Source organism: Desulfofundulus salinus (assembly GCF_003627965.1).
GTDB classification, from domain to species: domain Bacteria; phylum Bacillota; class Desulfotomaculia; order Desulfotomaculales; family Desulfovirgulaceae; genus Desulfofundulus; species Desulfofundulus salinus.
Map to the genome: position 1 here is coordinate 2,692,139 of NZ_RBWE01000001.1, position 19,498 is coordinate 2,711,636.

The following is a 19,498-nucleotide window of genomic DNA, read 5'->3' on the forward strand; positions in this document are numbered from 1 at the left end:
CAGAGCTGGCGGGAAATTCCTGCCGGGAAGGGTTTTTTACCCATCGTTATTCAACAGTGATACCTTGCCGGCGCAGGTAAGCCTGGCCAATGGCATCAGCAGCCAGGATGGCATCATAAACCATGTCCGGCGTGACCGGGAAGGGCATATTGTGAATCATCATCCCCGGTTCACACACTTTGCTGGCCACTCTCCGGATTTTCTCCGGTGAAGGTTCTTTCACCCCCAGCTGTGCGAGCGTAATGGGAAGACCCACGCGGATACAGAAATCAAGCACTTCCTCCATCTCTTCCCTCGGGTGATCCTCCAGCACCAGGTGGGCCAGGGTCCCAAATGACACCTTTTCTCCGTGGTACGCGTGGTGTGTCTCTTCCAGCACCGTCAGGCCATCGTGAATGGCATGAGCAGCGGCCAGACCGGAGCTCTCAAAACCAATCCCCGAAAGTAAAGTATTGGCTTCAACTATTTTTTCCACCGCCGGAGTCACTACCCCGCGCTCGACAGCCAGCCTGGCCTGCTCCCCATACTCGATTAGAATTTCATAGCACAGCCGTGCCAGCCGCAGGGCAGCAGTGGTGGTCCGGCCGCCAGGTATATTCCGGGCAGATGCCTGTGCACAGGAGGCTGCTTCAAACCAGGTTGCCAGCGCATCACCCATCCCCGCTACCAGGAAACGTACCGGTGCCCTGGCAATAATTGAAGTATCTACCAGCACAAGGTTGGGGTTTTGCGGTAGTATGAAATAGCGGTCGAAAACTCCCTCTTCGGTATAAATTACAGATAAAGCGCTGCATGGAGCATCGGTAGCTGCAATGGTTGGCACAATTACAACCGGCACCTTCATCAGAGCGGCAACGGCTTTACCGGCATCGATAGCCTTGCCGCCACCCACCGCCATCACCACGTCACATCCTGCAGAAACAGCCGCCGCTTTCAACCGGTCAATCTCGGAATCGCAACACTCGCCACGGAACGTCTCAAATACGCAAGCAACACCCTTTTCCCCGCAACTTTTTTCAATGCTTTCCCTGGTCTGGGCCAAAGCAGTTTTGCCGCCGGTCACAAAGACCTTTTTGCCCAGCCTGCTCACATGCTCACCGATTTCCGCCAGTGCACCCGCTCCCTGGACATACCTGCTGGGAGCGATCATTACCTTAACCTGGCTCACAAGCAACCCTCCTGTGTTACATTTGCGAATATTTGTTATGTAAAAACACTTCCAAGCATCATAAATTATCATCAGCTTTCAGTCTAAATATTCGAGGCCTCCCCCCACCCGGCCTGTGGACAATCATGACTGCACCTAGCACTATATTGTGCTCGCACAGCGATTACAAAAAAATATCGTTCACCCTGGAAGGTGAACGATCTGGACAAAACCGTTTTTTTGTATTTTTTTGAAAAAAGTCTATATCTCAATGATCTTTCTTTATCTTAATGTTTACCGCGCGGGTGCCACCGGCTGCTAAACCGCTGCCACCTGGCGCGCAGGCCGCTTGAAAAACGGTGAACGGGAGGGCCAAAGAAACCCTTACCTGCCCGCCCGATTCCCCTGCCCGCCAGGCTTAACCCGCGCCCCACCTGGACCACGGGCCAGACGATCAGGAAAAAAAGGACGCGGAAGGGGAAAGTAAATATACGCCAGAGGGCCAGCGCTCCTGCGACCATTATCTGGATCGTACGGTATAAGAAAAATATAGTCCGGTAAATCAAACGACGGGCTGAAAGGCTAAAAAAGATCAGGTATATCCCTGCCCCCAGGGCCAGTCCCAGCAAAACATAAAAGCGCACTTCACCGTTATTGCCCACCAGTAAGAGGGCAAACACCAGCACCAGCAGGAACATCCAGAAAAGCAAATCACCGACAAAAGTACCGGTCTTCCGGAGGCGGAGCATTTCCCGCAAAACCCGGTAAAGATCGTAGGCAAAGCCGGACATTAAACCGATCAACAGGGTTAAAAGGAAGGCGTTTAATTGTTCCGCCAGAGTCATGGGAATCACCACCTTGGCCAGTAAAAAAAGCGCTGCCCGCGCTTATGTTCCTTACTTTAACAGCCGTTTCAACACGTTTTTTCCTTTGACCCGCCCCCTGCCTTTGTCTTCCTGGAATAAGAAGCTGGCGAAGAACCCCTCGGCGGTCAAGTTGCCTTTTTGAAGGTCCAGCTGGGTGATATGCAAACCTTCGCCCTTCAAGGTCAAAAACCCCATGGTGGTGTCCAGGGTGATCTCGTTATCGTCAAAGCTCTCCACGTGCCGCACGCCTTCAACCAGCAGGTACTTGCGGTCGGTCAAAATTACTTTATGCTTACCTTCCATGTACCTCACCCCCGGACTGCTCACTTTCATATCTATGCACCCCGGCGGGTTTTATGCAAAAAAAAAGGTGGCGAGCACCACCTGCTTACTGCCATAACTTTCTAATTTCAATGTCCTTGAAGTAAAAGCGGACGATATCCTCCGGAGAACGTCCCTGCTGGGCCATTAACCTGGCCCCCCACTGACACATGCCCACACCGTGTCCGTATCCTTTCCCGGTCAGGACCAGGGCATTGTCCTCTACCCGGGCACTGGTAAGGAGCATGGAGCGTACCCACTCGCTCCCCAGGGCCAGACGGAGTGCCGGGCCACTCACGGTTGCCTTTCCAATCTGCAACTGCTCGGCCCGGCCTGAGGGGCCGCGGCGCACTATGCGCACCGATGTAATTGGCCCCGGATCCTGTCCGGCAATCTTGATTACTGCCGCCCGGACCTGTTCCAGGGGAATGCGCCTCTCCCAGTGCCTGTTTTCTGGTGTGGTAATGGATAGACAGTTATCCCGCGCGCCTGCTCGCACATAGGGCGTGGGAGTTTTGGTGTAGGCCAACCCCTCGGCCGCAGAGGCGGTCACACCACCGTCGCAGGCGTTGAACCAGGCCTTGATATAGTCCCCCCTGTACATGGCCACCTCCCCCCGGGTGCGGGCCACGGCCTGCCGTACGTTATCGTTAATGCGGGAGGGATCGTAGGCCTGAAACTCCTGGACACTGGTAGAGGCATCGGTGCCGTGGAGTTTCTTTACCCGTCCGGCCTTGATGTTTTCCATGGTAAAGGTGCGGGCCAAAATGGCCTGGGCTGCCAGGGCATTGACCGGCCAGGTCGGTTCCATTTCCGCCGCCACTACGCCGGCCACATAGTCTTCCAGTTTTATGTTTTTCCTTTCACCGGTTTCGTTCACATAGAGGCTGATGGTAGGCTCCCGGCCGGGAGCAGGGGGTGCCGGTTTGCGGGGTGCCGCCCTGGTGCAACCGGCAATTAAAAGACCGATCAAGGTGGTGACAATAACTGCGCGGGTGAACACAGGCTTCAACATCTTTTCTCCCCCTCCGTAGCGAAAAAGGCATTGCTGGCATTTGCCCTTTATTTTTTGCCCGGAGGGGTAAAATTATGCCCACGCCGGCAGTACCTGTCACACCTCCTTACTTTTTAAATTCCGTACGGCCGGCCGGTACGGTAACACGAAAACTCTTGCCTGTTGATGGCGGGGTACCGTCGTTGTTACGCGTTTAAAAAATGGCTCTTTAAAAGCAGCCTCACGCATTCCTGGACCAGGCGTCCTCGCCTTTTGTGGAATACCCGCACCACCAACCATCTCCCCTTTTGCCGGCCCCTTAAACCGTCAAGGCCCCCTCACCCCCATGCCCATTCGCCATCGCCACCCCCGGTTGGGCCCCCGGCACAAAACCTCAAAACCCGGGTACAGCGCCCTCCCCCCCGAACACACACACTTTCCGGCAATAGACTCCCCTCTAACTTTTCCATGGATTCCGATATGTCTGTTCAAACACATGCGGACCACCTCCGATGCTATTTATTGTTAATGTTACCATAAATACACATCGGAAGTCGATGGCGATTTCAGGCTAAAAAGGAATAAAATAGGGCCTGTCCCTTCATTTAGCTCGTGCATCCGCCATCTTTTGCGTAGAAAATAAATAGAGGCCCAGTTTTCAGGCCTCTTTCTGCTTTTACTTTTATGTAGCAGCTGAAACTGCATCCCGCAGGGCTTTACCGGCTTTGAATACGGGGACACGGGCAGCTGCAATCTCGATTTCTTCCCCTGTTTGTGGATTGCGGCCCTTGCGGGCGGCCCGTTCACGAATTTCGAAGGTACCAAAACCTACCAGCTGAACCTTATCCCCCCGGGCCAGAGCTTCCTCAATGGCGGCCAGCACGGCACTCACAGCCTTTTCGGCATCCTTTTTAGTCAGCTCTGTTTTCTCTGCTACCTGGGAAATGAGCTCTGCTTTGTTCATAAATACCCCCCTCAGAAGGTTTAGACATAGTCTGACTTATTATTCGCTAAATCTCCCGGGTTTCCTCCCGGCATGAAAATTATTCCGCTTTTTTTCTATCTGTTCCACCTTCTTTGCCTCCTCCCACCAGGCGTCGAGCTGGTCCAGGGTAAAGCTGGTCAGGTCCCGGCCGCATTGTCGCGCCCGTTCCTCTATATGCTGGAAGCGGCGTCGAAAACGGTTGATGGCACCGTAAAGGGCCACCTCGGCTTCCACACCCAGCAGGCGGGAGAGGTTAACCACCGCAAAAAGCAGATCTCCCAGTTCCCTTTCCAGCTCCGCCCTCCGACCCTCGGAAAGGGCCTGCCTTACTTCCTGCAACTCCTCGAAAACCTTGTCCAGGGCACCCCGGTAATCGGGCCAGTCAAAACCAGCCCTGGCCGCGCGGGCTTGAACGGAGCTGGCCTGTAACAGAGCCGGCAGGGAGCGGGGAACCTCCTTTAAAAGCGAGGCTGGCCTTTCCTTACCTTCCTCTTGCGCTTTAATCTGGTCCCAGTTGGCAAGGACTTCCGCGCTATTCCGCACCGAAACATCTCCAAAGACATGGGGATGCCGGCGTAGCATTTTAGCGGTAATTCCCCTTACCACATCGTTTATGTCGAAAAAATCCTTTTCCCTGGCCAGCTGGCTGTGAAAAACTATTTGTAACAATAAGTCTCCCAATTCCTCACAAAGTTTATACATGTCTTCCTGGTCAATAGCTTCCAGCACTTCGTAGGCCTCTTCCAGCAAGAAGGGACGCAGGCTGCGGTGAGTCTGTTCCCGGTCCCAGGGACAGCCCTGCCCGCCCCGCAAGGTGGCCATCACCTCAACCAGGGAGTCCAGTGGATAATGGCATTTCCCGGCTACCCCGGGGCAGGGGGGAAGGTACAGGCTGGTGAGGTGATCAAACCAGTCCAACCGGTCCAGCTCATACAGGGGGTGTTCCTCAATCCGCTCAAGATCAGGAACCCCTGCAGCCCGGATCACCGTCACCGGGTGGGCGGCGGGATAGTACTCCATAAGGGTTAATTTTACGTCCGAAGCCACCAGGCGGCTGTAGACCTGGAAGATGATGTTGGCTACCCCCGGTACCGGTTCCTGCCGGTCAAGGCGCAAACCATCCACCAGGTGTAAACCATTGCCCGGATCCAGCCCCAGGGCGCTGCAAATCACATCCACAAAACTCATGGCCGGAAGCACGTCCACCTTCAAGCCCCGCCGGGACCCTTCTTGCAAAACAATGCCCACGGCCTCTTCCGCCATCAGGGGATGGCCGGGTACGGCAAAAACCAGCGGCTCCCCGGACGCTTCGCCGAGCAGGGTTTCGGCCATGCGCCGGTAGACGTCCTGAAAATCCCGGCCGGTTTCGTAGAGGTAATCAAAGGTTTCAAAGGAGATGCCTTTTTCTTTAAGCCAGGGAACTACCGGATGCCGCTCGGTGCGCAAAAATAAACGCTTCGCCTTGCACAACACCTCCCATACGGACAGGGGCAGGTGACCGGGATTACCCGGCCCCAATCCAACCACGGTAATTTGTGCACCCATAATAAAACCCGCTGAAACGGGCCTTTCACCCCCAATGTTTATATCGTCGGCACGGCAAAAATAATTATACATCAAGACGTTAATTAGATCCAATTGAATGCTGAAAAAGAAATGTGTCGAGCGATAAGTACCCAACAAAAAAGTGGCCGGCAGGCCACCTTTTACTGTTCCATTTGTTTTGCCAGGAAGCCGGCTGCCGTTTCGGCCAGCTTCAACTCCAGTTCGCCCATTTTTACATCCGGCTCCTTGGAGGCCAGGATCACCGCTCCAATGGGATCGCCTTCGGCAATGATGGGGGCAATAACTTCCGCCGAATACTTGCATTCCCCTTCTTCCGCAGTCAGGCATTCCTTGCAGTAGGGGTCTTCCCCGGGATTGTTGATAATCACTGCCTTGCGTTCTTCCATCACCTTTTCCACGGCTGCACCAATGGGTTTATTCAGGTATTCCTTCTTGGGTGCTCCGGCAACGGCAATAATAGTATCCCGGTCGGCAATGCAGGCAATGTGCCCCAGGGCTTCATGCAGCGAATCGGCATATTCTTTGGCAAAGTCCCCCAACTCGCCAATGGGCGAGTATTTCTTTAAGATTACCTCACCTTCCCTGTCTACAAAGATTTCCAGAGGGTCCCCTTCACGGATGCGAAGCGTCCTTCTGATTTCCTTGGGAATTACCACTCTTCCTAGATCATCAATGCGGCGAACAATACCCGTTGCTTTCATGGTCACCCTTCCCTCCCTTTGTTGCAATCTGGCGCGATTCAACTTTCCAGTGATAGTATATAACAGGAGGGAGAGACTTATTCATTTTTTTCCAATGTAAAACAAATATTTTTCATTTTTGTGGACAAAGGCTTTTTTTTCCGTTTTTACTGGACAAATCTCTTTCCTTGTCCACTGGCGGCGGGAGTACGCCATATTATTAAAAAAATAATAGAATGACGATCAGGATTATCGCCGCCAGGGAAAGGGCCAGGTAATCCTCCAGCCTTTCCGTAACAAACACGGAAAAAAATTCTTCCTCATCCTCCGGGGAACGTTCGTTTTTATCCGGATAAAGCAACAGCTCTCCACCCCTTTTTATTTTTCAGGGTTCCCGCGGTACAAACAGGATCACCACAATCAGGGCCAGCAGGGCCTTGAGGAAGGCGGCCACTGTGCCCACCAAAAGCGGCTTGCTCCCCGCCCGGCGCAATTCGGCCAGAGATATCCGCATCCCCTGGCCGGCTAGGCCGATGGCAAAAAACCAGCTGTACAGGTGCCGGATGATGGTGAGTTCCCTGGAAGGAGGCGACGTGGACCCCAAAAAGCCAAAGGAAGTGAGAAAAACCATGGTCAAGAAACCCAGCACAAAAACGGGAAATTTACTCCATAGACCGGTATTAATGTTGACTTCATCCTCCGCCGTGAAGTAGCGGCTGGCATACAAGGCCAGGAAAAGCACCACGAAGGGCAGGAAAATTACCCGCGTCAGGTTGTAAATCTCCCCGGTTTTCAGGCTTACCGAAGGATGGGTAACGGTACCGGGGTCAAAGGTGAGGCATACCGCCAGAACCTGACCGGAATTCATGATGCCCGTGCCGGCCCATACGCCAAACTGGTGGGGGCTCAAACCCGCCAGCGTACCCACCACCGGAAAGACAAACAGGCTTATCAGGCCAAAGAAAAGAATGGTGGCAATGGAGTACACCACGTCGGTGTTCCTGGCCCGCACCGCCGGGGCGGTGGCCAGGATGGCCGAAACACCGCACACCGCCGTGCCTGCCGCCAGGGTGGCTGCACCGGCCGGGTCCATACCCACTCTGTTACCCAGCCAGACGGTAAACAACAGCATAAAGACGATAAAGCAGACAATGATGATTACTGCCGTGCTGCCCAGTGCAGCCAGATCCATGACGCTGTAAAGCGAACCCAGCAAAATAACGCCTATTTTAATGAACAGGCTGGAAGTTCGGATACCTGCCTCCGCCCAGCGGGGTATGCCTAAAAGATTCCCCACCAGCATACCCAGGATAATGGAGATAAGAATGTGGTTCAGATGAAGAATATCAATAAACACCCTCCTGGCCAGGGGGCTGCCGGCGAGAAGACTCTCCAACCCCGGCCACCAGGGCAATCCCAAATCGCCTCCGCCCCGGGCCAGTACGGCAATGGCCAGCATGAGCAAAATACCGGGGATAGTTTTGGCGAAAATAATAATCTTGCCCACGAAACCAGCCCTCCGGGGAGAAATGGCGAAAATTCATATAAACCTTTTTTAATTTTAGCAGAAGGGAGGAACAAATTAAAGCCCTGCCCGACAGGCGGGCAGGGCAGGCCGGGAGATACTGCTTTAAATCTTCGCCCAGTAATTCCCGAAGATGAGCACCGACAGGATGTAACCCAGGGGTACGTTTACGGCCACGCCCAGGGTAAAGGCGGCCAGGGGCTTCCAGCCGAAGGCGGTCAGCTCCCTGAACCGGGTGGTAAATCCGATGGAAAGGAAAGTAAAGACGAAGGTCCAGGTGCGCAAAGTCTTTATGGGTCCGATAACCTCGGGGGTGAGCACCTTTTTAAATTCCACCGGTGAAAACTGTATGGCCACAAAGGTCATGATCAGGGAAGCCAGGAAGAAGCCGATGACAAACTTGGGGAATCGCCACCATATTTCCATGACGTTTACCTTTTCACCCCGGTCGGTGGAGCAGCTGCGCTCCCAGACCGTACAGGCAATAATGGCCATGATCAGTGACCACAGGCCAACCCAGATGTCCCGTCCCACCACCTTCACCAGGGTAAAGGACCGGATGGCCGCTTCGTCCCCGATGGCCGCGGCCGCCGCAAAACCGGCCGCATCGGCAAACTCGGAAGTACCGATCCATGCCCCTGCGATGCCGGGCGGCATGCCCATTGCTTTGGCCGCAAGGGGCAGAACGATAATCATTATAATGGCCCAGATGACCACCAGGGAAATACCGATTGAGACGTGTTCCTTTTTGGCCTTCACCGCACCACCCAGGGCAATGCAGGCCGATACGCCGCAGATAGATCCGCCGGCGGCCAGGGTGGCACCGAAGCGCCTGTCCAGGCCGAACAGCCTGGTAGCGGCAAAGAAAATAGTCAGGAAAGTAGCCACCGCCACAATGGTGGCCTGCAGGAAGGCCACCGGGCCGGCCTGGATGATAAGGGTAAAGGGCAGCGTGGCACCAAGCAACACAATACCGGTCTTGACGTAAAATTCCGTACGGAAGGTGGTATCCAGCCATTTGGGTAGCTTGAAGGTGTTACTAACGATCATGCCCAGCAACAGGGCTAAAAGGGGCGGTTCCAGGTTATAGTCAATGGCCACCTTCCAGGAACCAACCACCAGAATAACCGTAGAAATCAGGAACAGAAGGGTAAATCCGACAATGTATTCCTTGACCTTATAACCCATGGCTACACTACTGATGGTAAAAAGAGCCACAAAGAGGAAATAAAGTCCGAAATACCAGGTCCATTCAACAGCGAAATGTTGGGAAACGGTGCTGAAATCCACCCAGGTGGGCGGCGCCACGGCAATGGGCTTGATGGAACTGCCGGCATAGAAGAAGATCAGGGCGGCCAGTACAACGCCCAGCCCCATCCAGATGGCCCAGTAGTCTTCTTTTTTCCAGAGCTCGGACCACCCGTGGGACTGCGGTACTGCAGGCATGCCCGCACCAGCTTTCATTCCGGCACTTTGTGCATGACCATTCATTTCTATTCCCTCCCCATAACGAAACTCCGCTTTCATGCTTGTGCTCACAATCCCTTAAATCTACACCCTTTTCCTCCTCCTGCTAAAACACCCCCACTTCTTATGCCTTTAATTAGTTAAGCTTATCTTAGTACACCATCGCCGGATGATCAATGACTGCAGGGCAGGATGAACTGAATGTTCAAACAAACGAAGCGTTTCATTCATAAAGATGAACTTTTTGGTTCATCAAAAAGAGCGATTCGTGCCGTTTGCCATAATGATCTTGGAAAGAGATACCACATCCCACACATGACCAGAAGATTCCCGTAGGAATTATACCAGCTCTGCCGTATTCTTATATTGTGCACTCTTATTGTTTAAGGAACGAAAAGTCAACCTGTTATGAGGGTAGAAGGTGACATCAGTGAATCAAAACCTGACCTGGTGGCCATGGACGGTATTGTTCATCACGATACTGCTGCCGGTTTTGCTGTTAATTTACACAGGTTACACCCTGCCGCAGCAGTTAAACCAGGTAGAGCTGGAATTTCAGCGCCAGATTGAGTACCAGGAAATAACATCCGGCATCTACCACCTGACCGGCGCTGTACAGGATTATATCTTTTACGGTAATGCCCAGGCACTGAATGATTTCCGCCACTACAGCGTGGAAACGGCAAAAAGAGAACTGCAACTCTATAACCTGGTGGAACAATCCAGAAAGCAGGACGTGGCGGAGCTGATGGCCCTGACCAGGGCCTATACCTCCTTTGTGGAAAGGGAAGTGATACCCCGCGGGGCATCCCACCGGGATACCAGCCGTGAACTTTTGCTGTGGCAGCACCGGGACCTCTGCCGGCAGCTGGCCTACCGGGCCGCCGCCCTGGCTGGGGACGGCGGGCAGAAAAATAAAGACCTGCTGGAACGTACCTTGGCTTTATTGCGTAAAGAAGGCCTGCTGATGTTTTTTCTTTCCCTCCTTTCCCTGGGAGCGGTATTGTGGACCGGCACGGCGCTCCGGCCCCTGGCGGCCTGGTATTCCTGCCTGCAGGACCTGGTGAGGGACTCTTCCAGGGCCGTGGTCTTTGTGGACCGGAAGGAAAGGCTACAGTATTTAAACCCGGCGGCGGAAAAACTTTTTAACCTTTCCCGGGAAACGGCGGCCGGTAAAAACCTGGGGGACATCCTGATCCTGTACCCCCACTGGCAGAAAGTGGTCCAGCCCATTTACCAGGCCCTTTTGCAGGGGGAAAAAACGGCGGACTGCCCGCTGAGCTATAACCGGGAAGGAGGCCGGCTGCTCTTGACTGTGGACTGCGCCCCGGTCTACCTTTTTGGCAGAACGGCCGGTGCCGTGCTCACCGCCCGGCAGGCGCCCGAACCGAAGGACGGCACCATTCTGCTGGACACCATTGAAAGGGAAAGAAAGCACCTGTCCATTGAAATTCACGACTGGATCGGCCGGTATCTGTCCAGCATCATCCATGGCCTGGACTACGTGCTGCGGGTGCACGGGGAAAAGCTGCCGGAAGAGGTGCAAAAGAACCTGTGCCTGCTGCGTACCCAGTGCCAGAATGCGGCCATCGACATGCGAAGCATCATGAACGACATTCACCCCTACCTGATCGAAAAGGTGGGACTGATCCCGGCCCTGGAATCCTATAGCGCCAATTTCGAACGCATCCATAACCGCAGAGTCTATATTTTCTACCGTCAGCGTTCATTGCGCCTGGGCCGGGACAGGGAAATATTCATTTACCGCATTATTCAGGAAGCCCTGACCAATGTGGCCAGGCATTCGGCGGCCACGGAGGTGGACATCCACTTCAACGAAACAGGCGATACCCTGCAGATAGAGATCCTGGACAACGGGGGAATGCGGGAAGAGGAGCCCGTACCCGGAAAAGGACTGTGGGGAATGAAGGAAAGAGCCAGGTTTATCGGCGGGGACCTGGCATACGGCTTTATGGATGGGGGATTCTGCGTAACCCTGACCGTACCACTTACTGAAGGGGGGAAAGGCAGTGAAGAAGATCGGGATCATGCTGGTGGAGGATCATAACGTTTTCCGCGAGGGCCTGAAAAGGCTGATTGATATGGAAGAAAACATGCAGGTGGTGGCCGAAGCCGATTCCTGCGCCGCGGCACTGCAGAACATGAGCCCGAACGTGGATATCGTCCTCCTGGACATCGGCCTCCCGGACGGTGACGGCCTGGACCTGTGCAGCGGCATGGCCCAATCCCACCCTCATGTAAAATTTGTGGCCCTAACTACCTATGACGACGTCACCTTCATCCGCAAGGCCATGGAGCGGGGCGTACACGGGTTTGTACCTAAATATGCCTTCTTTGATGAAATCCGCTCGGCCATCAATATGGTTTACAAGGGCGGCACATACCTTTATCCGGGGTTGCAGGCGGAACTGTTGTTAAAACCCGATAGCCCGGTGCTGACGGACCAGGAAACCAGCATTCTGCAGCTCATTGCCCGGGGCGAAGACCAGAAGGAAGTGGCCGCCAAACTCTATATCAGCCTGTCCACACTGCGGCGCCGCATCAGGGGCATCTGCACCAAGCTGGGGGTGGGGACCCTGGAAGAAGCCCTGGCCGCCGCCGCCCGCAGGGGACTGGTAAGGTGAGGATACTATGAAAAAAACCCTGACGGTAAACAACAGCGCCTGGCTGATGTTTATAATGCTCTTCTTCCTGACCATTATAACCATGCTCTTCGTTGTGGAATTCCGCTTTTTAAAAGGCATCATGAACGACTACGAGGAAACCATCCGCCAGGTGGCCGTCAATAAAACCAGCTTTTTTCTCAACAACCTGCGGGGAGTCACCGAAGGAGCCGCCCGAAAACTTAACGGCCGGCCCGACAGGAACGCCGCTTTAAAAGAGCTGCCCCTTTTCGATCACCGCATTACCGGCGCATACATTCTGGACGCCACAGGACGAGTGGTGGCTCGAACAGAGATACCCCCTGGAGACCTGCCGCTGGAAAAGTTCCGGTCACAGCCACCCCGGCAGGGGTCCCGGGTGCTGGGAGTGCATACCGGTGACGGCGCTCAAACGGTGGTAACCGTGGTCACTCCCCTGGGGAAGGAATGGCTGGCACTGGACTTCAGCATTATGGACTTTCAACAGGAGCTTTCCCAGGAATTCCTGGGCAACACCTGTAAGGTGGCCGTTTTTGCCAGTGGAAAGACTCCCCTGGTGTGGCCCTTTGAACGGGAATTGCTGGACCAGTTCAGCGGCCGGGAAGAAAAATTCTATGCCAACCAGTTAGCATATGACGTAAATTCCCTGACCGTAGGTGATCCTCCATGGCAGCTGTACTTTTTTTTGCGGGAAAATAACTTCGACACCTACCGCATCATTACCATCATGCTATTGCTATTTGCCCTCTACTGCTGCCTCTACCAGTTCCTGGTGGAACTGTGGGGGGTGAACAGCGCCCGGACCTATTTCGAAAACATCGATTTCAACATCTTTAACCATGTGCATGAGGGAGTAATTATTTCCAACAACGCCGGGCGGGTGCTCTTCGCCAACCAGGCAGCCCATGAAATATTCACGGCCAAAGGGCCGCTGAAAGGCGCGAAGTTAAAGGAAATCCTGGGACACATCGGGGATGCCCCTGACAAACAAAACAGGTATGGTACCCTGACCCTGAGAACGGCCGACCGTCTGCTGCAGGCCATCCATTCCCCCATTATTAAAAAGGGCAAGGTGCTGGGAGCACTGACGGTAATCGGTGCCGGCGGCAAGGAGGAGGAAACCTGCGGCCGGGTCCTGTCCCGCCTCATGGAAGCCCTGCCCCAGGGAGCGGTCTATGTGGACCGCAATCACAGGGTGGTCCAGGCCAACCTGATGGCCCGCTGTTACCTGGGCAACCTGGAGACGGGCATCAGCATAGATGCCGTGGACCCCGAGCTGGCCGGCTTCATTTACCGGAACATGGGTTCCCGGTCTGTGAAAAGGGTGCACCTGGACTCCCGCAACCTGGACGGGGAAGTGATTTTCGTCTACGACGACGAAGGGGTATACGCCGGGACGCTGGTGCTGCTGGAGTCCGGAACAGGGGGAAACCCCGGCCTCGAGCCCCTCCGTCCCCGGTAATAAGTAACAAAAAGGGGCTGCCCCCCTGAAATAAGTTAACAGCCCGGTACCTTTTTATTGGCTTATTAGGTCATCCCTGATAATGTTAATATGGTAATTATAGGAGATGAGAGGTTATGGTGAACTACCGGGTTACGGTGATACTGAAACTTTTGGAAAGAAACTGGCTGCCCGGGGAAGTCCCTCCCCTGGAGAAAATCCAGGGCGTGGACATGGTCCGGCCGGAAGACGTGCGCCAGCTGGGTGATTTTCTGAAGGAACGGCTGGAGCGGGTGGCTTCCATGATGGAGCTTTTGCAGGAGAGGGGCTTTTGCTGCCGGGGCACCCGGCGGGCCGTTGTCCTGGAAGGCAGCCAACTGGAGGCGTACCAGGTGAAGAACTTACTGCAGGAGCATGGATTCGCGCCCTGCGAGTATGAGATCAAACTGGAGTATACACGCCAGTGGGGGATAATGTAAACGCTTCGGACGACAGGAATTGCGGCAGAACCGTGGGAGTTCAAATGCGGGGCCGGAACAAGCCGCAGGCCGGGTTATCCGGGTGGCTGCAGGCCAGTACGGCCTGCAGCCCCTCCCGGCCGGCCATTTTCAAAATGTCCAGGGCATGGATTTCCGGCGGCACGCGCCTTTCCAGCATGCCGTATTTGGGAAGCCCGGCCATACAGCCCCAGCGCACTTCCTCTCGCCCTTGTATCCTGACCAGATAACGGCAGTCACTGCAGGTATGTACGGCCTTTTCCCTCATTTCCGGCAGCATGAGCCGGCGGCTCCACCAAAGTTTATTGCCTTCCATCATCCATCCCCACCCCCATCTGACCTGTTTCCGGCACTTTCATAAGAAAAGACGGTGCGGTACGGGGTGGTTCTGTATAGAACACCCCCGCCCGGGTAAGGGACACGGCCCGGAAAATGGCCTTTTCCCCGTACCGTTTCTTAATGGCATCGCAGGCCTGTTCCGCCCTTTGCCGCCTTTCCCTTTCGCCGAAGAGGGTCAGCTGTTCCGGCATGCGGGCCGTTAAACCGCTCAGGGTAAGCCCCACCAGGCGCACCGGCCAGTGCGGGGACCAGTGCTGTTCCAGCAAATCCGCCGCGACCCGGTAAATATCCCCGGCCAGGCTGGTGTGGAAAGGCAGGGTTTTCCGGCGGGACAGCCAGTTAAAGCGGGTGTCTTTGAGGGACAGCACCACCGTTCTGCCGGCACATCCTCCCGCCCGGGCCCGCCGGGCCACCCGGTCGGCCAGCTCCCATAGCACCACCTTGATCTCCTCGCCCCGGTAATCCCGGGGAAGGGTGATTTGCTGCCCGATGCTTTTCACCTGCTTCAAACTGCCGGGATCCACCGGGCTGTGGTCGATACCCCGGGCGCAGAACCACAGGGCTTCTCCGTAGACCCCAAATCGCCTTTTAAGGACATCCACCGGGAAGTTGGCCAGGTCGCCAATGGTATGGATGTTCAACTTTCTCAGGTGCTCTTCGTAACGGGGGCCCACGCCGAAAAGTTCCCGCACCGGCAGGGGCCACAGGCGCCGGGGTACATCCTCGAAAGTGAGCTGGGTGAGGCCGTCGGGTTTTTGCAGTTCCGCCGCCATTTTGGCCAGGAGCTTGTTGGGGCCAATCCCCACGCTGCAGGTGATGCCCACTTCCTGGCGAATGCGTGCTTTCAGCCGGCGGGCAATTTCCACCGGGGAACCCAGGAGCTTCCGGCAGCCGGTAACGTCCAAAAAGGCTTCGTCAATGGAAAAAGGCTCCACCAGGGGGGTGAAGTCGTGCAGGATGCGCAGGATACGGGCGGAAAAGCGAACGTAGAGGTCGTGCTGCGGCTTGATGAAGATTCCTTCGGGGCAGACCAGGCGGGCCTCGGCCACCGTCAGGCCGGTCTTCACCCCTTTGGCCCTGGCCTCGTAGCTGGCGGCCAGGACAATGCCGTGGCGCCTGGCCGGATCCCCGGCGACGATCACCGGCTTGCCCCGCAAGCCCGGATCCAGGGCCTGATGGACGCTGGCAAAAAAGGCGTTCATGTCAACCAGCAAAATGGCCCGGGACATAATAAAACCTCCTGCCCTGAACAAGTGTTCTGATCTCATTTTATCCAGAACAATTGTTCTCTGGCAAGAGGTAAATATTTCCTGGGCAACCGCTGTCCAGGGACCTTCGTACCGGCTACCCCACCAGGGAAAACCGCTGCAATAAAGGGAAGGGATCGACCAGGTGTTTTTTCAACCAACCGGATGCCTCCCCCAACCCGAAAGCCAGGCCCATTAATTCGGTAAAGTAAAACACGGGGATGCCCTCTTGAGCCGGGCGGCGCATCTCCAGGTTGTTCTGGCACAACGGACAGGCGCTAACCAGGGCGTCGGCCCCGGCTTCCCGGGCGGCGGACAAAAGCCGGGCAACCAGCTGCTCCACCACCTCCGGCCGGGTCAGGGAAAGCCCGGCCCCGCAACAGGTGGTTTTATAACACCAGGGAACCGGCTCCGCCCCCAGGGCGGCAACCAGCTCATCCAGGGAGGTGGGGTCTTCGGCCCGGTCAAAGGGGCGCACTTCGGGCGGTCGGACTAAAAGGCACCCATAATAGCAGGCCAGCTTTAGACCAGTCAGGGACTGCCGTACCGTTTGGGCAACCCTTTCCATGCCCACCTGTACCCTGACCACTTCCAGAAAGGAATAAATCTGGATCTCACCGGTGTAGGAAAAGCCCGCCAGCATTTCTCCCCGCGCCCTTTCCCCGGGGTCATGCCTCATCTGGTGGTCGGCTTTGGACAGGCGGGTGTAACAGGCCGAGCAGGGCACCACCAGGTCCCGACCCTGCTGCTGGGCCAGGGCGATATTGTGGGCCGCCAGTCCCAAAGTCAGGTCTTTGTTCACCGCGTGGGCCGAAGAGGAGCCGCAGCAGGTCCAGCCGGGCAGCTCCACCAGCTCCAGCCCCAGAGCCCCGGCCACCGCCCGGGTGGAAAGGTTGTATTCCACCCCGGTGGCCTCCAGGGAGCAGCCAGGATAGTAGCTGTATTGCATGATGATGCACCTCTTCCAGAAAACGATCAAAAACGCTTGTCGCCAGAGAGGCACGGCGTTGCCCCTGTTTACCCCTGCCCGCCGGCCCGCTCAAAGATCTGGCGCACCGCCGGGTCTTTTTTGAGGCGCGGTAACAGGGGCAGCTTACCCCGCCGGAAGAGCTGCCAGCCCAGCTTCATATCCGCAAAAAGATTGCCGGTTTTTAACTTGTACTTGAGCATCAACATGGTTTCGTGAATCCGGCCGGTAGCCCTGATTTCATTGAGAAACAGATTATGAAACATTGGGCCGGTCTCACCGGCAGGGGTAATGCCACGCTCAACGGCCATTTGTTTTAATGTGTCCATTACCTCTGCGATGCGAATGCCGTTGGGACAGCGCAGGCCGCAGGTTTCACAGGACGTACAAAGCCAGATGGTCCTGCTCCTAAACACCGCGTCCCTGGCCCCGTACTGAATCAGGCGCATAATTTCATTGGGCGTATAATCACCTTCCTGGGTGGGGTAACAGCCGGAGGCGCATTTCTGGCACTGAAAGCAGAGCTCCAGGGGCTGACCGCTTAAGCGAGCCACCTCTTCCCGGAACGCCACATCCACTGTTATTGCCCCTGCCGGAAGGTGGAGAGTGGCCGTGGCCATGAAAACTCACCTCACATCACTGCCGACTGCGGGATTTAGAGACTGCTGCATTACCGGGGCTCCAGTTCGTGCTCCTTGTAGGTGGTCAAGGGAGGCGGTTCGTCAACACTGGCACCGGGCACATAGTCAAAGAGCTGCTGCAGTTGTTGCCCGATGGTGCGGAAAAGAAGGGTCAGGGGTATCTTGCTGGGACAGCCGCTTTCACATTGGCCGCAGCCCACGCAGCTGACACCCATGTGATGCATGCGCGTCAGGTGATACAGCAGCGTGTCGGTGGGCAGCTCCAGCGCACCCCGGGCCGCCGCCCAGTGCAGGTACCTGGACGGCTCGTGTTCAAACAGGTTGCTGTCAAAAACACACTCCCGGCAGACACAAATGGGACAAACCTCCCGGCAGTTATGACAGCCAAGGCAGGGGGCCAGTTCATCCAGCAGCCGGTTGACGTCCGCAACCCGTGAAGCAAAATCCCGGCACATTTCTTTTGCCAGTTCGCGGCGCTGTGTTTGCAGGGATTCGATGAGGGATTGCCTGGCCGCCGGCAATTCGTGCGGAACTAAAATGCCGCCGTCAAAGAGAGCGTCCAGGTTAACCCGTTCATCGTCGCAGGCAATGTAGAGTTCCCGGCTGACATCACAGCCCGCCCAGTGCAGAGACAAATGAGCACCGGAAGGAGATACGGCATCGCAAATGGTGCAGGCCGTTCTGATTTTCGTCCCGTTCAAGGCCGCCTTGCCGGAGCCCGCCGCCTGGGCCAGCCAGGCGTCGGTATCAAAGCCTGCCCCCGTCAGGTGGTAATAATCGGCCGGTTCAAAGGTGCCCAGGCAGTCCGTACCGATGATCAGCACCTGCTCCAGGGTGATCTGCTGGAATTTGGCCATTTCCACCAGCGCCCGGATTTCACAGGGACGCAAAACCGCCCCCACTTTCACCCCGGGATCCCGGGAAGTCAGCCTGCTTACGGCCCGGGCAGCATTGATAATGGCCACGGGGGCAAAGGGGTTCGCGCCGGACAGCCCATCCCCGGACACGGCCAGGGCGGGCACCACCATGCGCCGGGAAGGCACTTCCCTGGGAACGATCAGGGCATCCACCACCTGCCGGTCCAGCAGGGCCTGGAAAAAGTTTGCCGCGGCCTGCCGGGGGGAACCGGATTCAACCTTAAGTAAAGCCGTTTTCATAATCCATCACCTTTTTACAAGCAACCCATTACCCCTTCAAATATCCCAACGGCGGCGCAGGGGGTTGGGCCCCAGTTTTTTCAACTCGTTAACCATTTCCTGGACTGTTTCGGCAAACCGCTTGCCCTCGGAAGCGCTGATGAAACGGAACCACACCCGTTCTTCTCCGATGCCGAACTGCTTGAGGATGGCCCGCAGGGCCGCAAGACGGCGCCGGGCCTTATAATTGCCACTACCATAGTGGCAATCTCCCGGGTGTCACCCGCCCACCAGCACGCCGTCGGCCCCGTCCATCAGGGGGCGCAGGATATAGAGGGGATCCACAGAACCGGTGCACATAACCCTTACCAGACGTATGTTGGGCGGGTACTGGATGCGCGAGGTCCCGGCCAGGTCCGCCCCTGCGTAGGAACACCAGTTGCACACCAGACCGACAATTTTGGGCTCGAAGGAAGCCACCACTTTCAGGTCGGGTTCCCGCCGTTCTTGCGAAACCGGGTCTGCTAACGGCGGTTGCGAAAGCATCACGCTCATGGGAAAACCTCCTCACTTGAATACTTAACGGTGCACGGACTTGGTGCGCCGGTCTTTTGGCCAACGGCCTTCGGAAAACCAATTCTCGTGCGTTGTTACACCGCTTCCAGGGCCGCGCTGACCATGGCCAGCAACTGTCCCTTTTCATAACCCTTCTGCTGGGAAGCGCCGTTGGGACATGCGGCCACACAGGCCCCGCACCCCTGGCACAGGGCTTCGTTCACATCGGCCACCCGTCGCAAAGGGTCTATGCTCCGGGCCTGGTAGTCACACACCTTAACGCACATGCCGCAGCCCACGCAGAGTTCCTCCTCCACCGTGGCGGTAATGGCCACGTTGGCCAGGCGGTCCCTGGCCAGCAGCGTCACCGCCCGCATGGCCGCTGCATTGGCCTGGGTGATGCTTTCCCCCACCAGCTTGGGCGAGTGGGCCAGGCCGCACAGGTACAACCCTTCCGCCGC

21 protein-coding genes are annotated in these 19,498 nt (G+C 56.1%); 4 read left to right on the plus strand and 17 right to left on the minus strand.

Annotated features, from left to right (window positions below; genetic code table 11):
* Positions 1–46: 46 nt before the first annotated feature.
* From D7024_RS13590 to D7024_RS13630, 10 genes are all read right to left on the minus strand, one after another.
* Complete coding sequence (locus D7024_RS13590) at positions 47–1,150, minus strand: glycerol dehydrogenase (RefSeq protein WP_243113862.1); 1,104 nt, start codon at positions 1,148–1,150, stop codon at positions 47–49.
* A 284-nt stretch (positions 1,151–1,434) separates the two neighbouring features.
* Complete coding sequence (yabQ, locus tag D7024_RS13595) at positions 1,435–1,992, minus strand: spore cortex biosynthesis protein YabQ (protein ID WP_121452260.1); 558 nt, start codon at positions 1,990–1,992, stop codon at positions 1,435–1,437.
* A gap of 51 nt (positions 1,993–2,043) precedes the next feature.
* Complete coding sequence (gene yabP, locus D7024_RS13600; RefSeq protein WP_121452261.1) at positions 2,044–2,316, minus strand: sporulation protein YabP; 273 nt, start codon at positions 2,314–2,316, stop codon at positions 2,044–2,046.
* Between the two features lie 85 nt (positions 2,317–2,401).
* Positions 2,402–3,349 (minus strand): SpoIID/LytB domain-containing protein, encoded by a 948-nt coding sequence (locus tag D7024_RS13605; protein WP_121452262.1) that lies wholly within the window; start codon positions 3,347–3,349, stop codon positions 2,402–2,404.
* 661 nt (positions 3,350–4,010) lie between these two features.
* Positions 4,011–4,292 carry an HU family DNA-binding protein gene (locus D7024_RS13610; RefSeq protein ID WP_121452263.1) on the minus strand — a complete coding sequence of 94 codons (282 nt, stop codon included), beginning with the start codon at positions 4,290–4,292 and terminating at the stop codon, positions 4,011–4,013.
* Between the two features lie 39 nt (positions 4,293–4,331).
* Complete coding sequence (yabN, locus tag D7024_RS13615) at positions 4,332–5,858, minus strand: bifunctional methyltransferase/pyrophosphohydrolase YabN (RefSeq protein WP_121452602.1); 1,527 nt, start codon at positions 5,856–5,858, stop codon at positions 4,332–4,334.
* A gap of 161 nt (positions 5,859–6,019) precedes the next feature.
* The gene (spoVT, locus tag D7024_RS13620; RefSeq protein ID WP_121452264.1) at positions 6,020–6,580 is read right to left on the minus strand and encodes a stage V sporulation protein T; all 561 of its coding nucleotides are present in this window, start codon (positions 6,578–6,580) and stop codon (positions 6,020–6,022) included.
* Between the two features lie 199 nt (positions 6,581–6,779).
* Complete coding sequence (locus tag D7024_RS14880; RefSeq protein WP_165859374.1) at positions 6,780–6,920, minus strand: hypothetical protein; 141 nt, start codon at positions 6,918–6,920, stop codon at positions 6,780–6,782.
* Positions 6,921–6,944: 24 nt separating this feature from the next.
* Positions 6,945–8,066 (minus strand): YeiH family protein, encoded by a 1,122-nt coding sequence (locus D7024_RS13625; protein WP_207666939.1) that lies wholly within the window; start codon positions 8,064–8,066, stop codon positions 6,945–6,947.
* A 123-nt stretch (positions 8,067–8,189) separates the two neighbouring features.
* Entirely contained in the window at positions 8,190–9,530 is a 1,341-nt protein-coding gene (locus D7024_RS13630; RefSeq protein WP_121452604.1) for a YeiH family protein, read from the minus strand.
* A gap of 451 nt (positions 9,531–9,981) precedes the next feature.
* On the opposite strand from D7024_RS13630, the gene D7024_RS13635 reads away from it, so the two are divergent.
* The 4 genes from D7024_RS13635 to D7024_RS13650 all read left to right on the plus strand — a co-directional run bounded on the left by D7024_RS13635 (position 9,982) and on the right by D7024_RS13650 (position 14,134).
* Positions 9,982–11,619 carry a sensor histidine kinase gene (locus D7024_RS13635; protein WP_121452265.1) on the plus strand — a complete coding sequence of 546 codons (1,638 nt, stop codon included), beginning with the start codon at positions 9,982–9,984 and terminating at the stop codon, positions 11,617–11,619.
* Positions 11,582–12,196, plus strand: a complete 615-nt coding sequence (locus D7024_RS13640; protein ID WP_121452266.1) for a response regulator transcription factor — start codon at positions 11,582–11,584, stop codon at positions 12,194–12,196. The genes D7024_RS13635 and D7024_RS13640 overlap by 38 nt, the downstream gene beginning before the upstream one ends.
* A 7-nt stretch (positions 12,197–12,203) precedes the next feature.
* The gene (locus D7024_RS13645; protein ID WP_121452267.1) at positions 12,204–13,676 is read left to right on the plus strand and encodes a PAS domain-containing protein; all 1,473 of its coding nucleotides are present in this window, start codon (positions 12,204–12,206) and stop codon (positions 13,674–13,676) included.
* A 116-nt stretch (positions 13,677–13,792) separates the two neighbouring features.
* On the plus strand, positions 13,793–14,134 hold the full coding sequence (locus tag D7024_RS13650; protein ID WP_121452268.1) for a hypothetical protein: 342 nt from the start codon (positions 13,793–13,795) through the stop codon (positions 14,132–14,134).
* Positions 14,135–14,174: 40 nt separating this feature from the next.
* Here the strand turns inward: D7024_RS13650 and D7024_RS13655 are convergent, their stop codons facing one another.
* From D7024_RS13655 to D7024_RS15265, 7 genes are all read right to left on the minus strand, one after another.
* Entirely contained in the window at positions 14,175–14,471 is a 297-nt protein-coding gene (locus D7024_RS13655; RefSeq protein ID WP_243113793.1) for a hypothetical protein, read from the minus strand.
* A complete protein-coding gene (gene dinB / locus D7024_RS13660) occupies positions 14,455–15,720 on the minus strand; it encodes a DNA polymerase IV (RefSeq protein WP_121452269.1) in 1,266 nt (421 codons plus the stop codon). The genes D7024_RS13655 and dinB overlap by 17 nt, the downstream gene beginning before the upstream one ends.
* A 115-nt stretch (positions 15,721–15,835) precedes the next feature.
* Positions 15,836–16,687 (minus strand): CoB--CoM heterodisulfide reductase iron-sulfur subunit B family protein, encoded by an 852-nt coding sequence (locus tag D7024_RS13665; protein WP_121452270.1) that lies wholly within the window; start codon positions 16,685–16,687, stop codon positions 15,836–15,838.
* 68 nt (positions 16,688–16,755) lie between these two features.
* Positions 16,756–17,325 carry a 4Fe-4S dicluster domain-containing protein gene (locus tag D7024_RS13670; protein WP_121452271.1) on the minus strand — a complete coding sequence of 190 codons (570 nt, stop codon included), beginning with the start codon at positions 17,323–17,325 and terminating at the stop codon, positions 16,756–16,758.
* A 50-nt stretch (positions 17,326–17,375) separates the two neighbouring features.
* On the minus strand, positions 17,376–18,503 hold the full coding sequence (locus D7024_RS13675; RefSeq protein WP_121452272.1) for a YecA/YgfB family protein: 1,128 nt from the start codon (positions 18,501–18,503) through the stop codon (positions 17,376–17,378).
* 36 nt (positions 18,504–18,539) lie between these two features.
* Positions 18,540–19,037, minus strand: coding sequence for a hydrogenase iron-sulfur subunit (locus tag D7024_RS13680; protein WP_243113794.1), 498 nt, complete (start codon positions 19,035–19,037; stop codon positions 18,540–18,542).
* A gap of 95 nt (positions 19,038–19,132) precedes the next feature.
* Positions 19,133–19,498, minus strand: a 366-nt coding sequence (locus D7024_RS15265) for a 4Fe-4S binding protein (RefSeq protein WP_243113795.1), incomplete at its 5' end; no start/stop codon positions are given.

Bases quoted from the DNA above. Each gene is read 5' to 3' on its own strand.
- yabP (WP_121452261.1), bottom strand. From the start codon at position 2,316: ATGGAAGGTAAGCATAAAGTAATTTTGACCGACCGCAAGTACCTGCTG.
- D7024_RS13655 (WP_243113793.1), bottom strand. From the start codon at position 14,471: ATGATGGAAGGCAATAAACTTTGGTGGAGCCGCCGGCTCATGCTGCCG.
- D7024_RS13605 (WP_121452262.1), bottom strand. From the start codon at position 3,349: ATGTTGAAGCCTGTGTTCACCCGCGCAGTTATTGTCACCACCTTGATC.
- dinB (WP_121452269.1), bottom strand. From the start codon at position 15,720: ATGTCCCGGGCCATTTTGCTGGTTGACATGAACGCCTTTTTTGCCAGC.
- D7024_RS13645 (WP_121452267.1), top strand. From the start codon at position 12,204: ATGAAAAAAACCCTGACGGTAAACAACAGCGCCTGGCTGATGTTTATA.
- yabQ (WP_121452260.1), bottom strand. From the start codon at position 1,992: ATGACTCTGGCGGAACAATTAAACGCCTTCCTTTTAACCCTGTTGATC.
- yabN (WP_121452602.1), bottom strand. From the start codon at position 5,858: ATGGGTGCACAAATTACCGTGGTTGGATTGGGGCCGGGTAATCCCGGT.
- D7024_RS13670 (WP_121452271.1), bottom strand. From the start codon at position 17,325: ATGGCCACGGCCACTCTCCACCTTCCGGCAGGGGCAATAACAGTGGAT.
- D7024_RS13590 (WP_243113862.1), bottom strand. From the start codon at position 1,150: ATGATCGCTCCCAGCAGGTATGTCCAGGGAGCGGGTGCACTGGCGGAA.
- D7024_RS13665 (WP_121452270.1), bottom strand. From the start codon at position 16,687: ATGCAATACAGCTACTATCCTGGCTGCTCCCTGGAGGCCACCGGGGTG.
- D7024_RS13675 (WP_121452272.1), bottom strand. From the start codon at position 18,503: ATGAAAACGGCTTTACTTAAGGTTGAATCCGGTTCCCCCCGGCAGGCC.
- D7024_RS13650 (WP_121452268.1), top strand. From the start codon at position 13,793: ATGGTGAACTACCGGGTTACGGTGATACTGAAACTTTTGGAAAGAAAC.
- D7024_RS13630 (WP_121452604.1), bottom strand. From the start codon at position 9,530: ATGCCTGCAGTACCGCAGTCCCACGGGTGGTCCGAGCTCTGGAAAAAA.
- D7024_RS13610 (WP_121452263.1), bottom strand. From the start codon at position 4,292: ATGAACAAAGCAGAGCTCATTTCCCAGGTAGCAGAGAAAACAGAGCTG.
- spoVT (WP_121452264.1), bottom strand. From the start codon at position 6,580: ATGAAAGCAACGGGTATTGTTCGCCGCATTGATGATCTAGGAAGAGTG.